The sequence below is a fragment of the Rhodopirellula bahusiensis genome (assembly GCF_002727185.1).
GTDB lineage: Bacteria > Planctomycetota > Planctomycetia > Pirellulales > Pirellulaceae > Rhodopirellula > Rhodopirellula bahusiensis.
In genome coordinates this window covers 1-18,916 of record NZ_NIZW01000001.1, presented here as the reverse complement: position 1 = coordinate 18,916, position 18,916 = coordinate 1, and the positions used below count along the sequence as shown (strand labels likewise).

The following is an 18,916-nucleotide window of genomic DNA, read 5'->3' as shown; positions in this document are numbered from 1 at the left end:
TTCGTCACGGGGCTTTTGAAATTTTTTAGGAAATTTTTTGTGCGGTAGTGCGTCAGAGGTATCGTTGAGTGTGACATTTGCACCCCCGTTCCGCCCTGACAATCCGGTCATTCCTCCTTCGCAGAAAACATGTTGCGACCGGCCTGATGCAGACGAACAAAGTTGCAAGTAAGCCTCAGAATCCATTTGGGAAATGCCCTGCGTGCAACGCGGTGACTGCAAGTGTCGCCCCGCCTTCGCAAGTGGCTATGAACGAACACGAAAGACTCCGGCAAGCTCTGATGAAACCTTCTCGATCCCGTCGCCTTTCCATTCAATCGCTCGAAGGGCGACGTCTTCTCGCGGCCGTCAACATTCCGGACGACCTCACCTCGGCGCCCGATGCCATCGTGTCTGTTCCGGTGAACATCGATTCGGCAACGGGAGTCCGTGGAGCGGAGATCCGTTTGAGCTACGACACGTCGGTGTTGGATCTCGAAGCAGACGACATCGACTTCGGTAGTGTTTGGGGGACCGGCAGTGACACACAAGTCACTGCAAATGTTGATGATGCGGCAGGAACAGTGGTCATCTTCGTTTCAGCCTCCAGTGCATTGACGGATGTGTCCGGCAGTCTCGTCGAACTTCCATTCTCAGTGGTCAGCGATGCGGTCGTGGACAGCACCACCGTGCTTGACTTGACCCAAGTCACCTTGAACGAAGGCCAAATCTCGGTCGATCCAGCACCGGTTTCAGGGACCGATTCGACCGATGGATTGATCACGATCACCGCGGCCGCAACCGGCGATGACTCGATCTCTGGATTTGTATACGCGGACGCGAACAATGACAACGTTGTGGGAACCGGAGAAGCAATTCCTGGCGTCACGATCACCCTGACGAACACTTCCACCGGCACGGAATTGCAGACAACCACTGATTCCGACGGCAGTTATGAATTCACCGATTTGGCTCCCGGCGAGTATGAAATTGTTCAGTCTCAACCGGTCGCTTACTTGGACAGTGGTGTCAACGAGTTGACGGTGACGTTGGTCGAAGGAACGGCGCTCGAGGATCAAAACTTCCGCGAACTGGGTTTGCTTCCCCAGTACATTTTCAATCGCTTGCACACGACGTCCGTGTTGCCTGTCGGCTCCGATCGTTGGACAGACGCCATCACTGATATCAACACGTTTGCCAATGCAACATCCAGCTCGACCGTCGCTGCTTCCAGCGTCGTGGCGGCATCCACCAGCAGCACGGAATCCACCTCCACCGCCGGTTCGGATTCGACCGCTAGCGGGGAACCTCTCATCGATGAAGCTGAGCTGGGATCGGTAGCAACGGTCGCGGCAAACGTGGCGACCGCACAGACGGCCGATATGGGCACCCCCGTTGGATCAAACGACGATGACTCCGACGACAACGAAGCGGTCGACGAAGTCTTTGCAAGCAATCTGTTTTGAGCCAACGGATTGAATGCCGCTGGATGCACGCAACCTTTTTACGTTGCGTCATGAAACAGCTTTGATGACGAACTCCGATTCGGTCGTGGTGTTGAACTTCGAAGAATCACCAAGAGTCACGTTGATCACAGCCAATGAAACTCATGTTGTCCAACGCCGATTCTTGCTGAACGCTCGGTGAGTGACGTTGACACAAATGTTCAGATTGGACTACTTCTTTGCATAGAAGTCCCTGAGGTCGTCTGAAAGTTTGGCTTTCAAATGAATCTACTGGGCGTTCATTGCACTCGTGATGAACAGAAGATTCCATTCGGAAACATACATGGGAGCCAGGATGGCCAAAACATGTCGCGTGTTGACGACCGAGCGATTGGAAGGTCGGCACTTGATGGCAAGTGTTTCACTGGACGCCATCGGACCGGCTATCTCTGGGCCCGCTGTGGCACAGGAGTCAGTTGCATCGATCCGGGTGGAGGACGCTCACAACCTAAGAGCTGCCGAGATCCGATTTGAGTATGATCCCAAGCTCGTTCGAATCGAAAAAGAAGACATTCGTGCCGGAGCAATCTGGAACGACCGAGCGTCCATCATCGCCAACGTGGACGATAGCACCGGCACCGTGGTCGCGTATGTGTTTTCGACCCAACCCATTCTCGGCAGCGATGGAAGTCTACTCGATATCCAGTTGGATCAATCGCGTCACGAGGCCTGTCTGACCCCGACGAAGCTTGATCTTCAACAGGTCCGCCTGAACGAAGGCACGATTGAATTGGAATCAGAGCCTGTTGTTGGACCGGATCCTACTGACCATGCGGGGCCATTCCCCGCTCGTTCAACGGACCTGTTTCAACCACCTGAAACAAAGCCGTTCATTGGACCTGTGTTGCCGGACCACTTGAAAGCGGGCTACGTCGACTCGGTCATGAACGACATCTTCCGTTCGCCGGTCCAAGGGCGGATGTTGGGTTTCCAACGATCCGCCTGAATGAACAACTAGCCAACGATATCACGGATCACACTTCCGTAAACATCCGTCAAACGGAAGTCGCGTCCAGCGTATCGGTACGTCAGCTTTTCATGATCCAAGCCCAATAGGTGCAAGATCGTGGCGTGCCAATCGTGGATGTGACATTTGCCTTCGACCGCTTCGTAACCGTGTTCGTCGGTGGCTCCATAGTTGAAGCCTCCACGGACACCGCCGCCGGCCATCCAGGTCGTGTAGCCCTTGTTGTTGTGGTCGCGGCCATCGCCGTTTTGAGCGTGCGGTGTGCGGCCAAATTCTCCGGCCCAAATAACGAGCGTTTCGTCCAGCAAACCTCGTTGCTTGAGATCCTGTAGCAATCCTGCGATCGGTTGATCAATTTGCGAACAGTGATCATCCATTTCGTCGCGGAGGTTGCGGTGGTGATCCCATCCGGGGCTGACGCATTCAATGAACCGGACACCACGTTCGGCCAATCGGCGTGCCATCAAGCATTGACGACCGAAGTCATCGGTCCCAGAACCGTTGATGCCATAGAGCTCCAACGTGTCTTGCGATTCATCGGACAGGTCGACCGCCTCTGGCATTTCTGACTGCATGCGATAAGCCAACTCAAACGACTCAATCATGCCTTCGACTTGCGGTTGATGGCCGTCGCGATCGAGTTTGTTTTGATTCAAATCTTGGATCAGGTCCAACTGAATACGCTGCAGTTCTGGATCGAGCATTCGGTTCGTCAAGTTGGGAATCGCACTGTCATCGCGTTGCGCAAATTGATCTCGAACTGGGCGACCAAATGGACGCTGTTGCATGGACGCTCCCATGCCTCCGGACATTCCCATCCGAGATTCGGCGTAGCGACGGCGGAGGTCACTGTTCATTCCCGACTGCATTCCTCGCCGTGGTCGGCCTTGTTGATTCTGGCCCATTCGATTTCGACCGGGCCGATTGCCGCCGTTTGGTCGCATCATGTTTTGAGCAAAACCGCCACGGCCTCTGCCGCCGGCCTTCATTTTGGTTCCTTGATAGATCGCTGGCAGAAACGAGCTGGCGTAGTTGCCACTATCGCCGGGTGATGGATTCAAGACGATGAAGCCAGGCAAGTTTTCGTTTTCGGTTCCGAGACCGTACAGCGTCCAAGCCCCCATCGAAGGACGCGGGAATTGGAAGTTCCCCGTGTGAGTCTGCGTGGTGGCTTGCGGATGATTGGGTTGGTCGCAATGCATTCCTCGCAACAAGCACAGCTCATCGGCTTGCTTGGATAGTTCCGGGAACAAATCCGAGATCCACAAACCGCTCTCACCGCGTTGACGGAATTCCCACGGTGATCCCAGCAGACGTCCGGTCCCGCCATACTTGCCGACTTTTCCAGTGTCGCGTGTCAGTTGCGGTTTGTGATCAAACGTGTCAACGTGCGACGGTGCTCCACGCATCGATAGAAAGATGACCCGCTTCGCTTTCGGTTCGAAGTGAGGAGCTTTGACGTCCAGCGGATTGTTGGCTCTCGCTTGTTCCGTTGCCAGTGCTGCAAACGCGAGGTAGCCAAATCCACTGCTGACGGCTTTGAGTGCGCCGCGACGCGATAGGTTGTTTGGATCGGACATGGTGGAACCTAATGAGAAAGCGAAGTGGAGGAGTGATGTGGCATAGGCTTCCAGCCTGTGAGTGAGGTTCCACAGGCTGGAAGCCTATGCCACAAGGTTTCAGTTCAAACATCGAAACTCAGCCGAAGCGACCAACGCTTGGCAGAACGCGGTCATCGCCAGTTGTTGTGTTTGCACAAACCGATTGGATTTGCTGCGAGCCGGTCCCATGAAATCCTGAAAGAAGTTCACACAACTTCGGATTTCCGCGTCGGTCGCAGGACGCCCGTACGTCGCTAAGAAAGCTGCCGAGATACCGTCTCGAATGTTGTTGTGTTCCTTCAGCAGTCGACGACTCAGTCCCTCCGCACTTTGCAAGACGAACTCATCGTTCATCAAATACAACGCTTGGGTTGGGACATTCGACACGTCGCGTTTCGCGTTGCTGAGACTCGGGTCGGCGAAATCAAACAACGCCAAGGAGCGAGGCACTGCGTCGCGAACGATGGGCAGGTAAACCGATCGCCGATCGTTCAGCCCGTCCAAGAGCGACGCGTCGAGCGTGCGGCCGATTCGATTGTTGCCATAGCGAGCGATGGGCGAACCGATGGGGCGTTCGAGATTCAATTCGCCGCCAACCGCCAGAATCGCGTCACGCATCGATTCCGCATCCAATTGTCGCGGACTGGCTCTCCAGAGCAATCGATTGTCGGGATCAACTTCATAGTTGGCGTCGTTCATTCCGGAGCTCATCTGATAAGCACGCGACAACACAATTTCGCGAATCAGTGATTTGACGGACCAGTCTTTTGCGAACTGAATTGCCAAATGATCGAGCAATTCAGGATGCGAAGGGGCTTGTCCGGTCAGTCCCCAGTTGTTGGGCGTCGCCACGATGCCTTCGCCGAACAAATGCAGCCAAATGCGATTCACCATGACTCGAGCCGTCAGTGGATTGTCCGGCGAAGTTAGCCACTGAGCGAGTTCCAAACGGCCGCTGGAATCCGATGGGATGGAAACGTCGGCACTGTGCGGCAGGACTTGAACGAAACCGCGAGGCACGCGTTGCGCCGGGGTTTCCACATCGCCACGGACGTAGACGACCGCGTCCTCAAATGCGTCCGCTTCCTGGACGCCCATCGCCAGAGAACGAGGCGTTCCATCGTCATCGACTTCCGAAAGGACACCTTGGATCAACGCGATCTGGGCTCGGAGACGAATCACTGTCTGTTGCTGCGATGGGTTGTCTCGATCGCGAGTGGCTTCCATCATCTGCGATCGCAGATCGTTCATGCGTTCTTGAAACTCATCGATTTCGTCGGTCGAATACTGCCTTCCTGCGGGGACTTCATCCGCAATCGGAAGTGACAACAAATCCGATGAATTGCGATTGGTGATTCCTTCGGCGGTTCCGTAATACGTGTTCGTGCTTTGGAAAATGCCGGCCATGGCGTAGTAGTCGGTCGTCGGAATGGGATCCAGTTTGTGGTCGTGGCAACGGGCGCAGGCGACCGTCAAACCCAAAAAAGCTTTGGACACCGTGTCGATTTGTTCGTCGATGATGTCCGCTTGGACTTGACGAGGATTCCGCTCGACCAGGTTCTTTGTTCCGATCGCCAAGAAACCGGTCGCGATCAAGTTCTCTTGCCACTGTTCATCCGTTTTGACCGGCAACAAATCACCCGCAATCTGTTCCGCGATGAAGCGGTCATACGGCGTGTCATCGTTGAAAGAATCGATCACATAGTCGCGGTAACGCCACGCGTGTGGATACGTGTTGTTGGTGCTGTTGCCACAGGATTCGGCGTAGCGAGCCACGTCCATCCAGTGTCGCCCCCAACGTTCGCCAAATCGCGGGCTGTCGAGCAGTTCATCAACTTTCGACTCGATCGCAGCGTCTCGATCCTTGGCCGTTGCACGCAAGAACGATTGGACTTCGTCTGGCGTCGGTGGCAAGCCAATCAAGTCAAACGATAGGCGACGCAACAGTGTCGCGGCATCCGCATCGGCCGCAGGTTCCAAGCCGTTGTCTTCCAGTTTCGCCAGCACATGCACATCGATGTTGGACTTCGCCCAATCAGCATTCTTGACCTCGGGAAGATCCTGAATAGTCGGTTTGTGAAAGGCCCAGTGTTCCCGTCCTGCTTCAATGTCGATCTTGCTTTCCACCGTGATCGATTCGCGAACGCGCGGGTCTGGCAGATCCATTTCGATCCAACGCTTGAAATCGGCGAGGACCTCGTCGGGCAATTGGCCACGCGGCGGCATCTCCCAACCGCTGTAGGTGACGGCGTCCCAAAACGGGCTGTCTTCTGGATGCCCAGGGACAACCGATGGGCCCGATTCACCACCCAGAAGCAATCCATCTCGCGTGTCCAGACGCAGCCCGCCGCGCGTCTTGCCAGACTCGGCCGAGTGGCACTCATAGCATTCTCGAACCAGCACCGGACGAATTCGATTTTCAAAGAACTCGAGTTGCTCCGGCGTGATCTTCGATGACTCTTGCGCCGGCGTCTCGGACGCGCCGAGCAAACCCAGCGAAAGAGCCAACATGGAAAAGGCGAAGTTTTTCATGGCGTCACGTGCAATCATGAAGTCTGGCAGAGAAGAGATAAGAGTCAGCATCAAGTGTGGGATAGGCTTCCAACCTGTCATTTTGAAAAATTGGTCAGCAAAAGGCACTTCACGTGCGATTCGTCCTGGTGATCGCCACGGTCCGTTCATGCAACCGGGGCGAATGCCCATACGGCTGATCAGTCAGTCCCACACATTTTGCCGACCAGCTTTGCAACGAATGTCACGATCATTCACCGGGGCGTTTGGGCTGAACACCTTTCTCTTCGTTTCGCAATCCACGTTGACCGCCGGCACCTGGTCGCATTCCTTCACGTCCTTGCCCTTGTCGTCCTCTCATGCCCTGCCCTCGCCCTTCGCGAAGTGCGGTCAGCGCCGCGACCAACTCCTTTGCGTTGAGTGCACCGTCGCCGTCTTTGTCATGGTCTTTGATCAGCTTCGCGGCAATCTTGGATGGATCCATTTGCATGCCCGCTGCTCCCCGACGCCTGGCTTGAGGGTTGCCGTCAGCGTCCTTCGCCATTCGGTTTGGTTTTTGAGCGAACGCAACCGATGAGATCAGTGGCAAGGCTGCTCCGCCGGCCAACAGTTTCATCAGGAATCGTCGTCGTGGAGGGGCACCTGCGATAGGTTGGGTTTGCACTTCGTTTTGGTTCTTCATGATTGGCTCCTAGGGAGAGGACGGGGAAGATCGACGAGGGAATGGTTTGGTGAATGCGATCGTTTTGGTGCAGTGCGTTGGCAGACCAGGTCGCTACCGGAGGGCTCGCGCCCTGACGCTATCAATTGGGTTTCGAAGGTTGTTGCGAAACGTTTCCGAAGGTCGACGTGGAAAGCGTGGTCGGATAGAAGCATCCACGATTACACGGACGTGATCTCCGCGTCGTCCAAAGGTCATGAGGCTGAGGTCGATCGTTCGGCGATCTTCGCTGAGCGTGATGATGTCGCCGGTGCGAGTCGCATCGAGTTCCAGCCCCTGGCCGAAGGGTACGTTGACGGCGGTTCGAAGCGAAAACCGCCCATCTGTTTTGAACAAGGTTTTGTCTCGAACAATCACGCCCAGAATGGGGTGTTGAAACGTGATGCTGCCTTCGACCAATTCCAAGTCTCGAATGTTGAGCCGTCGACGATTCCAATCGGGGTCGGGCGTTACGGTGGGATTGAACATCAGCAAGAACGAACGAACGCGTTGGTCCGTCGGAATCACCGAGTTCAGCAATTGCTCTTCCGTCGTGTAGTTTCCGGGGTCTGTGATGTCGACCGAGCATGGTGATTGCAATCGATTCGCATAGCCTTCCGGCAGAACGAAGATACGACGATCACTTTGGATTCGGTTGGCCATTCGCGGCCATTGAGGTGCGAAGCGGAAGGCACCGGTCGACTTGACGATCCCCGACCCATACGGCCACAGCTTTTCGAATCGACCGGTATCGAAAGCGATGTCGCTCATGCTGCCATCGGAGGAGAGTTCGACGCTCTCGCCTTCGGTCAGCAGTCGCTTCTGACGATGGTTGTCTGAGACTACCTCGACCTCACCGTCGAAGACCGACACCTTGGAAAGTCCGTCGCGATCAAGTTCGATACCGAAAGCCGTGCCCAAGTCGATCACTTGAGCGGAGGGTGTGTCGACGCGAAAGCCTTCGGCACCCGGCGGGACGGTCGCGGACAACAGCCCAAACGCCAACTTGGTTTGATCGATTGATTGCAATTCATACGACGCAGGTCCTTCCAAAGTGACCTCCACCCCGCTGTCAAATTGCAAGTGAACGATGCCCGATTGAAGAGCGATCGTTTGAGCCTCCATCCGGTCGCCGGATTGCCACGAGCGATTGTCTTCCCAAGCCGCGTCGATGGATTGAACCAAGGTCACAAACGTTGGATCGGTTTCGTTGTCCGGAACTGCCTGCTCGGTCGCGTTTTGTGCGGTCTTAGAATTGTCAGGATGATCGGGAGCGAACTGGATCGCCAAACCAACGATCAACAAAATCGATGCGGCGACGGCAGCGATGACCCATATTCGCCGATATCCGCTTGATTGGACTGGGGAGGCAACTGCCGATGGCGTGGCCACGTGTTTTGTTTCGGAAGGTTCCGATTCAGTGAACTGTTGCCAGCTCAATTCCGCGGTCATGCGTTCGTCAAAGTGAACCGCATCAGCGAACTGTTTCGCGTGATCCGGACTCGAGTTGATCCATGATTCCAATTCGGACACTTGATCCGGAGTCAGGGTTTCATCGAGATAACCATCGATAAGAAGTTGGACATGGGTGCTCATCCATTCGCTCCTTCCGAAACGAACTTGTCTTCGATGCACTCACGCAATTGTTCGCGAATTCGTTGCAGTGCTTTCGCGACGGAGTTGGCCGTCATGCCGATTTGCTCGCTGATCGCCGCGGGCTTCAAACCCTTTTGATATCTCAAGTCGCAGATTTTCCGGGCTCGACCTGCCAATTGATCAATGCAAGTCGGCAAGTGATCCAGCTCATCGGGCGGAGAGGATTCGTCGAAGACGGTTTGCAAATTCGCAATTGTTTCTTCGCTGAATACCAAGCGATCACGTCGACGACGACGCAGGTACAAACCGATTTGGTTTCTCGCGATCCCAATCGCCCAGCCTTGGAACGCTTGTGACGAATCGTAGGAATCAAACGAGTTCAGAACCGCGAGCGCTGTCTCTTGCAGCACATCTTCGCGATCACGGCGATCTCGAACCACCGACGCAACGAAAGCGGCCACCACCGGCTGAGCCGAGGTCCACAATCGGGTCGCATGGCGTGTTGAATCGTCCACTCAAAACTCCTGAGAATTGGCTTGCATGAGTTCCTTATCCGCTCAAATCAAATCATGACAGAATTCGCCCGGATTTTTTTTTGATTTGTCTTTCGCGACTCCGGTGTGCAGCCCAAATGCTCGGTTGAGCTGAAGTACGATGTGACCCCCTCTCCCACCCACCAGACCGGCGTGAATGAAAGTTTGCTTGCCGCCCCACCCATTTTCGCGAGTTCCCATGCCTCTTTCGATGTCCCGATCCGCGTCTGAAAAGCACGAACCAACACTTGCCCGTCGATCCTTCCTGAGTCGCTCCGCAAAAATGGGAGTGGCCACGGGAGCGTTGGCTGCTAGCAATCCAGTGTGGCAAGCGTTGGCAACGGCCGACGACGGCAAACCTCCGAAACGAGTCTTACTGCGTTCCTCATGGCAGACCGTCAACATCGGTGACATCGCTCACACACCCGGCGTGCTCAGCATTCTTCGCGACCACCTGCCCGACGTGGAAGTCACGCTCTGGCCGTCCAACGTCGATCACGGCGTGGAAGAGTTGCTGCGAAAGGAATTTCCCAAACTGAAAATTGCAAAGCCACGATCCGAGGCATTGAAGCAAGCCTTCCGCGAATGCGATTTTCTACTGCACGGATCAGGTGCATCCATTGTTGCCGAACGCGATTTGGTCAAGTGGCGAGAGGAAACGGGAAAGCCGTACGGCATCTATGGGATCACGTTCCCGCTGAAGAAGTCGTCGGCAACGTCGGCGCGAAACGGAGATGCGATGGATCGTTCAGTCGATGTGCTCAATCACGCGAGGTTCGTCTTCTTCCGAGACAGCAAGTCATTGGAACTGGCAAGGAGTCTCGGTGCGTCCGCCCCCGTGATGGAGTTTGGTCCCGACGGTGCCTTCGCGTGTGACTTGCGAGACGAACCCGCCGCGGATCGTTTCTTGGCAGAGAACCAATTGGAGCCCCAGAAGTTTCTGTGCTGCATCCCGCGTCTGCGATACACGCCGTACTGGACCATCAAACCCAACGTCAAATTTGATCCGATCAAACACGCTCGCAACGAAGCGATGAAGGAGCACGACCATGCCCAACTTCGCGAAGCGATCGTGCAAATCGTTCGCAAGACGGATCGCAAGGTCTTGGTCTGCCCCGAAGATCGCACGCAGATGGCGGTGGGCAAAGAGATGTTGATCGACCGATTGCCGAAGGACGTTCTGTCGCGAGTCGTCTGGCGGCCGAACTATTGGTTGACGGGCGAAGCGGTCAGCGTATACATGAAGAGTGCCGGGTTGTTTGGCAACGAAATGCATTCACCGATCATGTGCATCGGCCACGGGATTCCCGCGATCGTTTGTCGTTTCGAAGAACAAACCAGCAAAGGCTACATGTGGGAAGACATCGGCTTGGGAGATTGGTTGTTCGATCTCGATTCGGAAACCGATTGCAAACGCATCGTCCCGACGGTTCTGCAGATGGCAAATGACTTGGACGCCGCAAAAGCCAAAGCGGATGAGGCACGCCAGTTCGTCGAAAAACGCCAACGCGAAACGATGGCGGTTCTGCGGAAAGAGCTTGCCAGTGTGTCCTGACACATGAGCAAGAAAAAAAGATGGAGTTGATTCCCGTGAGCCGTTTGGGCGTTCGCCCCGATTGGGTGCGGGAATCGGGGCGAACGCTGGGCTGCGAAATGTTTGCGCTTGTGGCGGCCATGTTTTTCGCAGGTTTCATCCCGGGATCGAGAGTGGCAGCGTGGGGGCCGCCGCATCAGATCGGCAATCTGTTGTCGATTCAGCAACAGATCTGGCCTTTGGAGACTGTCCGGCCATTCGTTGTTCCGAAAACAGGGCCGGATCGAGATGAATTCGCATTGTTTGTCACGCTTGGCTCGCTGAACGTTTGCGAAACGTGTCTTCGCCTTATTTGCTGGAGCAGCTCATGTCTCGTCTTGTCGCACCCGATGCACCCCGTCTCTATACCAATGGCCAACCCTGGCGCGACGCCCGCGGCCGAGACGCCCCGCGACACGCCGTGGAGACGGAATTCAAAGCGGAGCATGCCGTCGTCGACCTGTCGACTCAGCCGCCCAAACCGTTGGTTGTTAAATGTCTGGTCCGCGAGTTGCGGATCCGATTTTACTCCGTCAACACCATCAAAAACTATCGCTCCGCTTGGGTCTGCTTCCTTCGCTGGTACCGGGGACCGCTGGACCAGATCGACCAAGAAGACATTCGGGCCTACTTGGAACTGCTGGTCAATGGCGGCGCGTCGGCGTCGGAGGTCAGCGTCACTTTGTCGGCACTGCGAACCGGCCTGGACAAATTCTGTTTGTTGCGTTGCACGGTTGGACTGGTGTCCCCGCGAAAGTCAAAACAATTGCCTGTCGTGATGTCCAAGAAAGAGGTCCAGCGAATGATGGAGGCCGCTCGCACGTTGCGTGACAAGTTGCTCCTCACCGTGCTGTATGCAACCGGTTTGCGAGTCTCGGAGGTCGCCCGTTTGCAGTGGTCGGACTTCGATTTTGATCGCCAACAAATTCGGGTTCAACTTGGCAAAGGCAAAAAGGATCGCTATGTCATGTTGGCCGACGATCTGTTGCCGCTGATGCGGCAGTTGTGGCGGCGCACCCAAGGAATTGGCTACCTGTTTCCTTCCGAAGACGGGCGTGTTGGCCGGCATCTTTCTCCGCGGACGATCCAACGTGCGGTCAAGCAGGCTCGGATTCTGTCGGGAATTGGCAAGGCGGTCACGCCGCACAGTTTTCGCCACAGCTTTGCGACGCACTTGATCGAATCCGGCACCGACATTCGGTTCATCCAAAAGTTGCTTGGGCACACCAATCTGGAAACCACCTCGCTGTACACCAAGGTCGCACAGATGAAGGCGACGGCGGTCGCCAGTCCACTGGATCGGTTGGGGAATGAATCGGGGCCGTCGTCGGGTTCTTCCGGTCGGCAACCGAAACCTCGGCCCTCCGTGGGTCGGATGCGGCTCGAAGTGGATCCGCACCCCGATTCAAGCGGCGCGTATGCGGTGACGTTGGGCGTTTGGCAAGAAGGTCAATTGCTTCCGTTGCCGGGAATGCGAGCGACGATGCCACGCCGAGATTGGGTTTCCTTGCAAATTCCACTGCAAGACATCTGGGAACCGACGTTGTGTTGCCTCCCCGCGGCTCAGCGAGAGCGATTGGAGTCGCCCGAGTTCTTCTCGCAGGTGCAGCGAGAGGTTGCCAAGCGAATCCTGCGAATCAGGGACGCAGAACATTCTCAGGCGATCAAGACCTAAGCCATTCCCAGATGCGAGTTGGATTCTCCCCCCGCAGGACGTTCGTCTTGTCTGCCAGCGGGGAAGGTGTGATTGCCGCCTGAATTCAGAGCGAAAAACACCGTCTTTTGCACTCGTGCCTCGGAAGCAGCAAACGCAAACCCGCGTCACGGCACCCTCGCCTGGTCGCGCAAGTGCTGCAGACCGAGCCCCCTTCAGCTAAAATCAACATCCGTCCTCCCCCATTTCCAAGCATGTACGACACCCTGTCGTCCAGAACCCCGTTGTGCGGCCCAGACAATCGGTTGCATCTGTGTTGATCGGTGTGCATCCGTGGCTCACCTCAGTGCTCTCTGTGTCCTCTGTGGTTCAACCGATCGCTGGCAAATGCAATGGTCGCGCGAGACGCACCCATACGTTCGAACGTCCTGCTTCGCCGATGGGTGCGCGTCGTGCGACTAACGCCATTGTCAAATGACATCGCCTCCGATGCAAGTGTTTTTGCATCACTCCGCGACCTCCGCAATTCCGCTTTCTCCGCGTTTCAAGCTTTTTGCAAGCATTCGATGTCATCGTCTCGCCGCGCGGCCCCATTGTCAGTACCGCACAACATGGTTTTTACGCTAGGCCTTCGGCACACCTTCCTTGGTAGGCAACGGGCGCTGGCATTGGTACAATTTCTTTTGATTCAAACTCCACCGCTTCGGTAACGGCGGTGTCGTAAAAACCTTCCGTTGTGCGACCTAGATCAAATGTAATGACTGTCGACAAAGAGCTAATCGCTGGCCTTTTGCGTGATGCATTGGTTGCCCTTGCGTTGCCCAAACCGGAACAGGTTCGTGTTACACACCCCGGTTGTGTCACCTGTGACCTGATCGAAGATTTTACGCATGGTCGACTCTGTTTCGTCCAATCCTGCTCGGATCGGCTCGATGAATCGTCCACCAGTTTGCTGGCCCAAATCGACTCAACAATTGACGACCTAACCAACGACGATTGCGTTTGCTTCGATTCCGCGATGCTTGATCGTCCACCTTGGGCCTCGCTCCGTGCGCTGGCGACTGACGCTCTCGACGCGCTGGGGTGGGCGGACGCAAAACTCGATGCTTATACTGAAACGGAACCGGGCGTTTGGCGACGTGGAAACTCGGCAATTGTTGATGGTAGTGACGTCGAATAGCACATCGCCGGTCGCCCAACATGGTTTTTACGCTAGGCCTTCGGCACACCTTCCTTAGTTGGTCACGCGGGCTGACATTGGTACAATTTCCGATAGTTCAGGCATCGTTCGCTTCGTTTAGGGCGGTGTCGTAAAAACCTTCCGTTGTGGGACGCTAGCCTAATTTGCCTGACACATTTGAACTCCTCGAAGCTGTGCACGACCACGAGACGTTTGTCGCGTTCGTGATGGCGCTCGCCGCCGAACGCCACGCTGCCGCAAAGATCGAGGCCGACAATCCGCAGCGGTACATGGTCGACGGCGCGCTCGGTTGGGCCAATGGTGACATCCCGGCGTTCCTTGAGGCGTCGTGTGAATTCTTCGCGTCGGTGCCGAACGGTGAATCTGTCCCAGATCCAAGCTGGAAGGTTTTCGCGGAAATCCTTTGGTGCGGTAAAATTATCGAATGATGCGCGGACGGCTTGCATGTCTTCACAATTGGACACCGCTCTGGTGCTTCCCGCGTCCCACAACATGGTTTTTACGCTAGGCCTGCGGCACACCTTCGTTCTTTGGCAACGGGCGTTGGCTTTGGTACAATTTCCCGAAGTTCAGGCATTGTTCGCTTCGTTCAGGGCGGTGTCGTAAAAACCTTCCGTTGTGCGGCCCAGACAATCGGTTGCATCTGTGTTGATCGGTGTGCATCCGTGGCTCACCTCAGTGCTCTCTGTGTCCTCTGTGGTTCAACCGATCGCTGGCAAATGCAATGGTCGCGCGAGACGCACCCATACGTTCGAACGTCCTGCTTCGCCGATGGGTGCGCGTCGTGCGACTAACGCCATTGTCAAATGACATCGCCTCCGATGCAAGTGTTTTTGCATCACTCCGCGACCTCCGCAATTCCGCTTTCTCCGCGTTTCAAGCTTTTTGCAAGCATTCGATGTCATCGTCTCGCCGCGCGGCCCCATTGTCAGTACCGCACAACATGGTTTTTACGCTAGGCCTTCGGCACACCTTCCTTGGTTGGTCACGCGGGTTGGCATTGGTACAATTTCCGTAGTTCAAACATCGCTCGCTTCGTTTAGGGCGGTGTCGTAAAAACCTTCCGTTGTGGGACGCAGGCAATGAGTGATTCCGACCTGACGGACGACGACATCGTGGATTGTATTGGCGATCCGCCACCGTTCACGCCTATCGACGTGCCGCCCGACCCAAACGCCGTTGCGCACGCTGACTTTCTCCGGCGCGTCGCTGGCTGGCTCGAACGCCGCGTTGATCTCAGCCAGCTACGGCGTGAACTCACTACGCCTGATTCGCTGCCTGAATTCCTCGCGGAACTGGATGCGTTCGTTTCGAGCGCTACGCCTGCTCATCAGTGCTGGGCGTTTTCGTCGCCTCAATCCGACTGGGATCGGATGGCCGGACGCTCTGGCTTCGCGTTGGTTGCAGATGGTGACGTGACCAACGTGTTGGTGACTCTGCTGAGCTGATTCGGACGCAACGTCTTTTGGCGGTTCAGCGTCCCACAACATGGTTTTTACGCTAGGCCTTCGGCACACCTTCCGCGTTTGGCCACGTAGGCTGGCTTTGGTACAATTTCCGTAGTTCAGACATCGTTCGCTTCGTTCAGGGCGGTGTCGTAAAAACCTTCCGTTGTGCGGCCCAGACAATCGGTTGCATCTGTGTTGATCGGTGTGCATCCGTGGCTCACCTCAGTGCTCTCTGTGTCCTCTGTGGTTCAACCGATCGCTGGCAAATGCAATGGTCGCGCGAGACGCACCCATACGTTCGAACGTCCTGCTTCGCCGATGGGTGCGCGTCGTGCGACTAACGCCATTGTCAAATGACATCGCCTCCGATGCAAGTGTTTTTGCATCACTCCGCGACCTCCGCAATTCCGCTTTCTCCGCGTTTCAAGCTTTTTGCAAGCATTCGATGTCATCGTCTCGCCGCGCGGCCCCATTGTCAGTACCGCACAACATGGTTTTTACGCTAGGCCTTCGGCACACCTTCCTTGGTTGGTCACGCGGGTTGGCATTGGTACAATTTCCGTAGTTCAAACATCGCTCGCTTCGTTTAGGGCGGTGTCGTAAAAACCTTCCGTTGTCGGACCTAGGTCAAAGATGGTGCAGACCGTTTTCCAGAGACTGCTCGCACTTCTTGCTGATCCGCGATTCCACGACGAGACGGTTGACGACGATCTCACTGATGCCGTTACGTCGCTTGCCACTGACGTTGAATGGCAACCGGTGCTGGATGCGATGCTGGATGTTCTTCGCGATACTTCGTTGGCTTCGCACTGGTATGACGTCGTTGCATGCCTCTTTGGCTGTGACTGCCACAAACTCCCTCTCCCGTGCGAACGCTCGTATCTGACCGCGTTGCTTTATGACTGCCTGCGAATCAAACCCGATCTTGGCGTGACGGGACTCGATCTCGACGCCGCTGACAATCTCGTTTGGAGTATTGTTCACCACCTCAAAGGCGTCAGCTACACGTCCGACTATAACCCTAAGGCCGACCCTGACGTGTTCCAGCATAATATCGCTCGGTGATGGTTCGGTCCGACAACATGGTTTTTACGCTAGGCCTTCGGCACACCGCTGTCGTTTGTTCAAGCCTCCCTTTGGTGGTAGAATCTCCCGTAGTTCAAACATCGTTCGCTTCGTTCAGGGCGGTGTCGTAAAAACCTTCCGTTGTGGGACATAGGCCAATAGGATCGCCACGTGGATCGTACTCGCGCAGACATCGAATCCGACGTTGACCGCCTCCTCGCCGATCTACCGGAACGTCGTGGAGGGCGCGAGCATCTGTTGGCGTATCATCTCGCGACTTATGGCCATGCGGTTGACGTTCGCTGTCCTGATTGCAACGGCGTACTGACAGTGACTATGCATGAATCGGCTGCGACGGTTGCTTGCTCGTGCGGACTTTGCACCGGGGCGTTTCGCGGGTTGTAGCTCAATTCATACTGACCGTGCGGCCGTTAACAAATGGAGACTCAACCCGGCGCAAAATGTCCCACAACATGGTTTTTACGCTAGGCCTTCGGCACACCTTCGTTGGTAGGCAACGGGCGCTGGCATTGGTACAATTTCTTTTGATTCAAACTCCACCGCTTCGGTAACGGCGGTGTCGTAAAAACCTTCCGTTATGTGCCCCTGATCGAATGGCTCCTCGGCAATATCAATACGTTGGGCCAGCCGATATTCGCGATTCCGCGCTTGCCTCTTCGCCCGCTGGCACACCGATCCGTTGCGTTGATGATCTTTCGGCTTGGATCGCGTCACGTTCATCGGACACCGAACCGGACGGTTCACTGATTGCCACGTTTACCGTGGATGTTGGCGGCACTCTTTTGCTTGCGCCGCGGCGCTCCGAACATGTCGCGTGTGCTGGTGGCGGCCCTGTGCTTTCCGCTGGCGAAATCACGTTTTCCGATGGCGACGTTTCCGAAATCACCAACCAATCCACTAGATTCTGCCCCGAACCTGAATCGTGGCCGACTGTTGCTACCGCGCTGGATGCCATTCCCGTTGATCGACCCGATGATTTCACAACGCGTGTTGTGTTTCGCCTTTGCCCGGCCTGCAACGAACGTGACATCGTCAAGGATGGCTGGTTCGTCTGTGATCTGTGCGGGGCCGATCTTCCTGAAAATTGGAACCTTCCTACAGCGCAACGGGGCACATAACATGGTTTTTACGCTAGGCCTGCGGCACACCGCTGTCGTTTGTTCAAGCCTCCCTCTGGTGGTAGAATCATCCATAGTTCAGACATCGTTCGCTTCGTTTAGGGCGGTGTCGTAAAAACCTTCCGTTGTACGCCCCAGTCACTCGTTGATGCAGCCTTCACCTCCGTTTGACGACGCTGTTTCGACGTTTCGCGACTTCCTCCGATCGCAGAACGTATCTGACAACCTGCGCTGGATTTGGCGTGACTCGATTATTTCGCGGCGCGGTGTTGGATCACGCTATCTGGCCACTCGGCCCATCTACATCGACAACTCGCAACTCGCTGCCGAAACGGACGTCCGCCGTTACTACCAGACTGGCGTTGACCGCAATCTTGGCATCCGGCTGGCTGTATTCTGCATCGCTGACGACGATCCATATTGCTACATCGAACTCCCCGAAGATCAAACTGATGCTGAATACATGATGATGTCTTCGCTCAAATGCTCGATTCCTGACCCGCCGCCAATTGCAACCCTCGTTCGCTCTGCCCTTCACGCGTGGTTCCTGCGTTTGTTCATTCGCATGCCGCAATCGTCTTGGGCCAACCAATGTGTCCCGCTAAACCCCAGCGCGTAGGGGCGTACAACATGGTGTTTACGCTAGGCCTTCGGCACACCGCTGTCGTTTGTTCAAGCCTCCCTCCGGTGGTAGAATCTTTAGTTGTTCAAACTTGAATGGCATCGCAACGGCGGTGTCGTAAAAACCTTCCGTTGGGCGACGCAGGTGACCTCACTTTTGCGCTTTACGAATCCCAACGATATTCCCATCTACGGAGACTGGGATTTCAAGGTCTACCCAGCTCGTATCACGTTACGATCTAGCGATATGCTCGCCGTCTACCGGCAATACATTGAAAACCACCATAAATACCACTCGACGATTCCTAAGGAATGGCCACGCTACACGGAATTCCAGCGCGTATCAGAACTTGCTGAACGACTTCAAGCTGCCTGTGATACTGAAACTGACATTGACTTTGAATCCGCTGACTACCTCTGGTCGTTTTCCTCAGGTCTAATGTTTGACCGCAAATTCGTATCGGTTTATTGCCCTGAATGCGATCGCGATTTCGCAGCAGATCAATGCAAAGTCGTAGATTGGTCCTATGGCAGTGGGCTCGCAGCTCACGGTGGACAGCGAGTGGAATGCCCACAAGAACATACTCTCTATTCTTGCATGCAGTGGAATAGCTGACCCGAGCGTCGCCCAACATGGTTTTTACGCTAGGCCTTCGGCACACCTTCGTCCTTTGGCAACGATCGCTGGCTTTGGTACAATTTCCCTAGTTCAGACATCGCTCGCTTCGTTTAGGGCGGTGTCGTAAAAACCTTCCGTTAGGCGACCTAGATTTCTCTGATGCCCAACTACGTCTTCGAGACACCGTACCCATCACGAGTCTCT

16 protein-coding genes are annotated in these 18,916 nt (G+C 55.5%); 10 read left to right on the top strand and 6 right to left on the bottom strand.

Annotated features, from left to right (window positions below):
- Positions 1-281 precede the first annotated feature (281 nt).
- Entirely contained in the window at positions 282-1,445 is a 1,164-nt protein-coding gene (locus CEE69_RS00075; protein WP_099259148.1) for a cohesin domain-containing protein, read from the top strand.
- 334 nt (positions 1,446-1,779) lie between these two features.
- Positions 1,780-2,430 (top strand): fibrinogen-binding protein, encoded by a 651-nt coding sequence (locus CEE69_RS00070; RefSeq protein ID WP_099258550.1) that lies wholly within the window; start codon positions 1,780-1,782, stop codon positions 2,428-2,430.
- Between the two features lie 8 nt (positions 2,431-2,438).
- Here the strand turns inward: CEE69_RS00070 and CEE69_RS00065 are convergent, their stop codons facing one another.
- The 5 genes from CEE69_RS00065 to CEE69_RS00045 all read right to left on the bottom strand — a co-directional run bounded on the left by CEE69_RS00065 (position 2,439) and on the right by CEE69_RS00045 (position 9,374).
- A complete protein-coding gene (locus CEE69_RS00065; protein WP_099258549.1) occupies positions 2,439-4,031 on the bottom strand; it encodes a DUF1501 domain-containing protein in 1,593 nt (530 codons plus the stop codon).
- Between the two features lie 99 nt (positions 4,032-4,130).
- Complete coding sequence (locus CEE69_RS00060) at positions 4,131-6,602, bottom strand: PSD1 and planctomycete cytochrome C domain-containing protein (protein ID WP_099259146.1); 2,472 nt, start codon at positions 6,600-6,602, stop codon at positions 4,131-4,133.
- A gap of 211 nt (positions 6,603-6,813) precedes the next feature.
- Positions 6,814-7,245 carry an EF-hand domain-containing protein gene (locus tag CEE69_RS00055; protein ID WP_099258548.1) on the bottom strand — a complete coding sequence of 144 codons (432 nt, stop codon included), beginning with the start codon at positions 7,243-7,245 and terminating at the stop codon, positions 6,814-6,816.
- A gap of 93 nt (positions 7,246-7,338) precedes the next feature.
- Positions 7,339-8,859 carry a FecR domain-containing protein gene (locus tag CEE69_RS00050; RefSeq protein ID WP_099258547.1) on the bottom strand — a complete coding sequence of 507 codons (1,521 nt, stop codon included), beginning with the start codon at positions 8,857-8,859 and terminating at the stop codon, positions 7,339-7,341.
- Positions 8,856-9,374, bottom strand: coding sequence for a sigma-70 family RNA polymerase sigma factor (locus CEE69_RS00045; RefSeq protein WP_099258546.1), 519 nt, complete (start codon positions 9,372-9,374; stop codon positions 8,856-8,858). Before CEE69_RS00045 ends, CEE69_RS00050 begins: the two co-directional genes overlap by 4 nt.
- Positions 9,375-9,603: 229 nt before the next feature.
- Here CEE69_RS00045 and CEE69_RS00040 point away from each other — a divergent pair, with 229 nt between their 5' ends.
- The 6 genes from CEE69_RS00040 (at position 9,604) to CEE69_RS33015 (ending at position 16,333) form a co-directional block, all read left to right on the top strand.
- A complete protein-coding gene (locus tag CEE69_RS00040) occupies positions 9,604-10,947 on the top strand; it encodes a polysaccharide pyruvyl transferase family protein (protein ID WP_099259144.1) in 1,344 nt (447 codons plus the stop codon).
- A 346-nt stretch (positions 10,948-11,293) separates the two neighbouring features.
- On the top strand, positions 11,294-12,640 hold the full coding sequence (gene xerA, locus CEE69_RS00035; protein ID WP_199169762.1) for a site-specific tyrosine recombinase/integron integrase: 1,347 nt from the start codon (positions 11,294-11,296) through the stop codon (positions 12,638-12,640).
- A 736-nt stretch (positions 12,641-13,376) separates the two neighbouring features.
- The gene (locus CEE69_RS00030) at positions 13,377-13,799 is read left to right on the top strand and encodes a hypothetical protein (RefSeq protein WP_099258545.1); all 423 of its coding nucleotides are present in this window, start codon (positions 13,377-13,379) and stop codon (positions 13,797-13,799) included.
- A 227-nt stretch (positions 13,800-14,026) separates the two neighbouring features.
- On the top strand, positions 14,027-14,248 hold the full coding sequence (locus tag CEE69_RS00025; protein ID WP_233214442.1) for a hypothetical protein: 222 nt from the start codon (positions 14,027-14,029) through the stop codon (positions 14,246-14,248).
- A 654-nt stretch (positions 14,249-14,902) separates the two neighbouring features.
- A complete protein-coding gene (locus CEE69_RS00020; RefSeq protein WP_099258543.1) occupies positions 14,903-15,268 on the top strand; it encodes a hypothetical protein in 366 nt (121 codons plus the stop codon).
- A 633-nt stretch (positions 15,269-15,901) separates the two neighbouring features.
- On the top strand, positions 15,902-16,333 hold the full coding sequence (locus CEE69_RS33015; RefSeq protein WP_099258542.1) for a hypothetical protein: 432 nt from the start codon (positions 15,902-15,904) through the stop codon (positions 16,331-16,333).
- 761 nt (positions 16,334-17,094) lie between these two features.
- Here the strand turns inward: CEE69_RS33015 and CEE69_RS32300 are convergent.
- The gene (locus tag CEE69_RS32300; RefSeq protein ID WP_158230930.1) at positions 17,095-17,547 is read right to left on the bottom strand and encodes a hypothetical protein; all 453 of its coding nucleotides are present in this window, start codon (positions 17,545-17,547) and stop codon (positions 17,095-17,097) included.
- Between the two features lie 73 nt (positions 17,548-17,620).
- On the opposite strand from CEE69_RS32300, the gene CEE69_RS00005 reads away from it, so the two are divergent.
- Together CEE69_RS00005 and CEE69_RS31745 are read left to right on the top strand one after the other, a co-directional pair.
- On the top strand, positions 17,621-18,091 hold the full coding sequence (locus tag CEE69_RS00005) for a hypothetical protein (RefSeq protein ID WP_099258540.1): 471 nt from the start codon (positions 17,621-17,623) through the stop codon (positions 18,089-18,091).
- 84 nt (positions 18,092-18,175) lie between these two features.
- A complete protein-coding gene (locus CEE69_RS31745; RefSeq protein WP_143549103.1) occupies positions 18,176-18,709 on the top strand; it encodes a hypothetical protein in 534 nt (177 codons plus the stop codon).
- Positions 18,710-18,916: the final 207 nt, after the last annotated feature.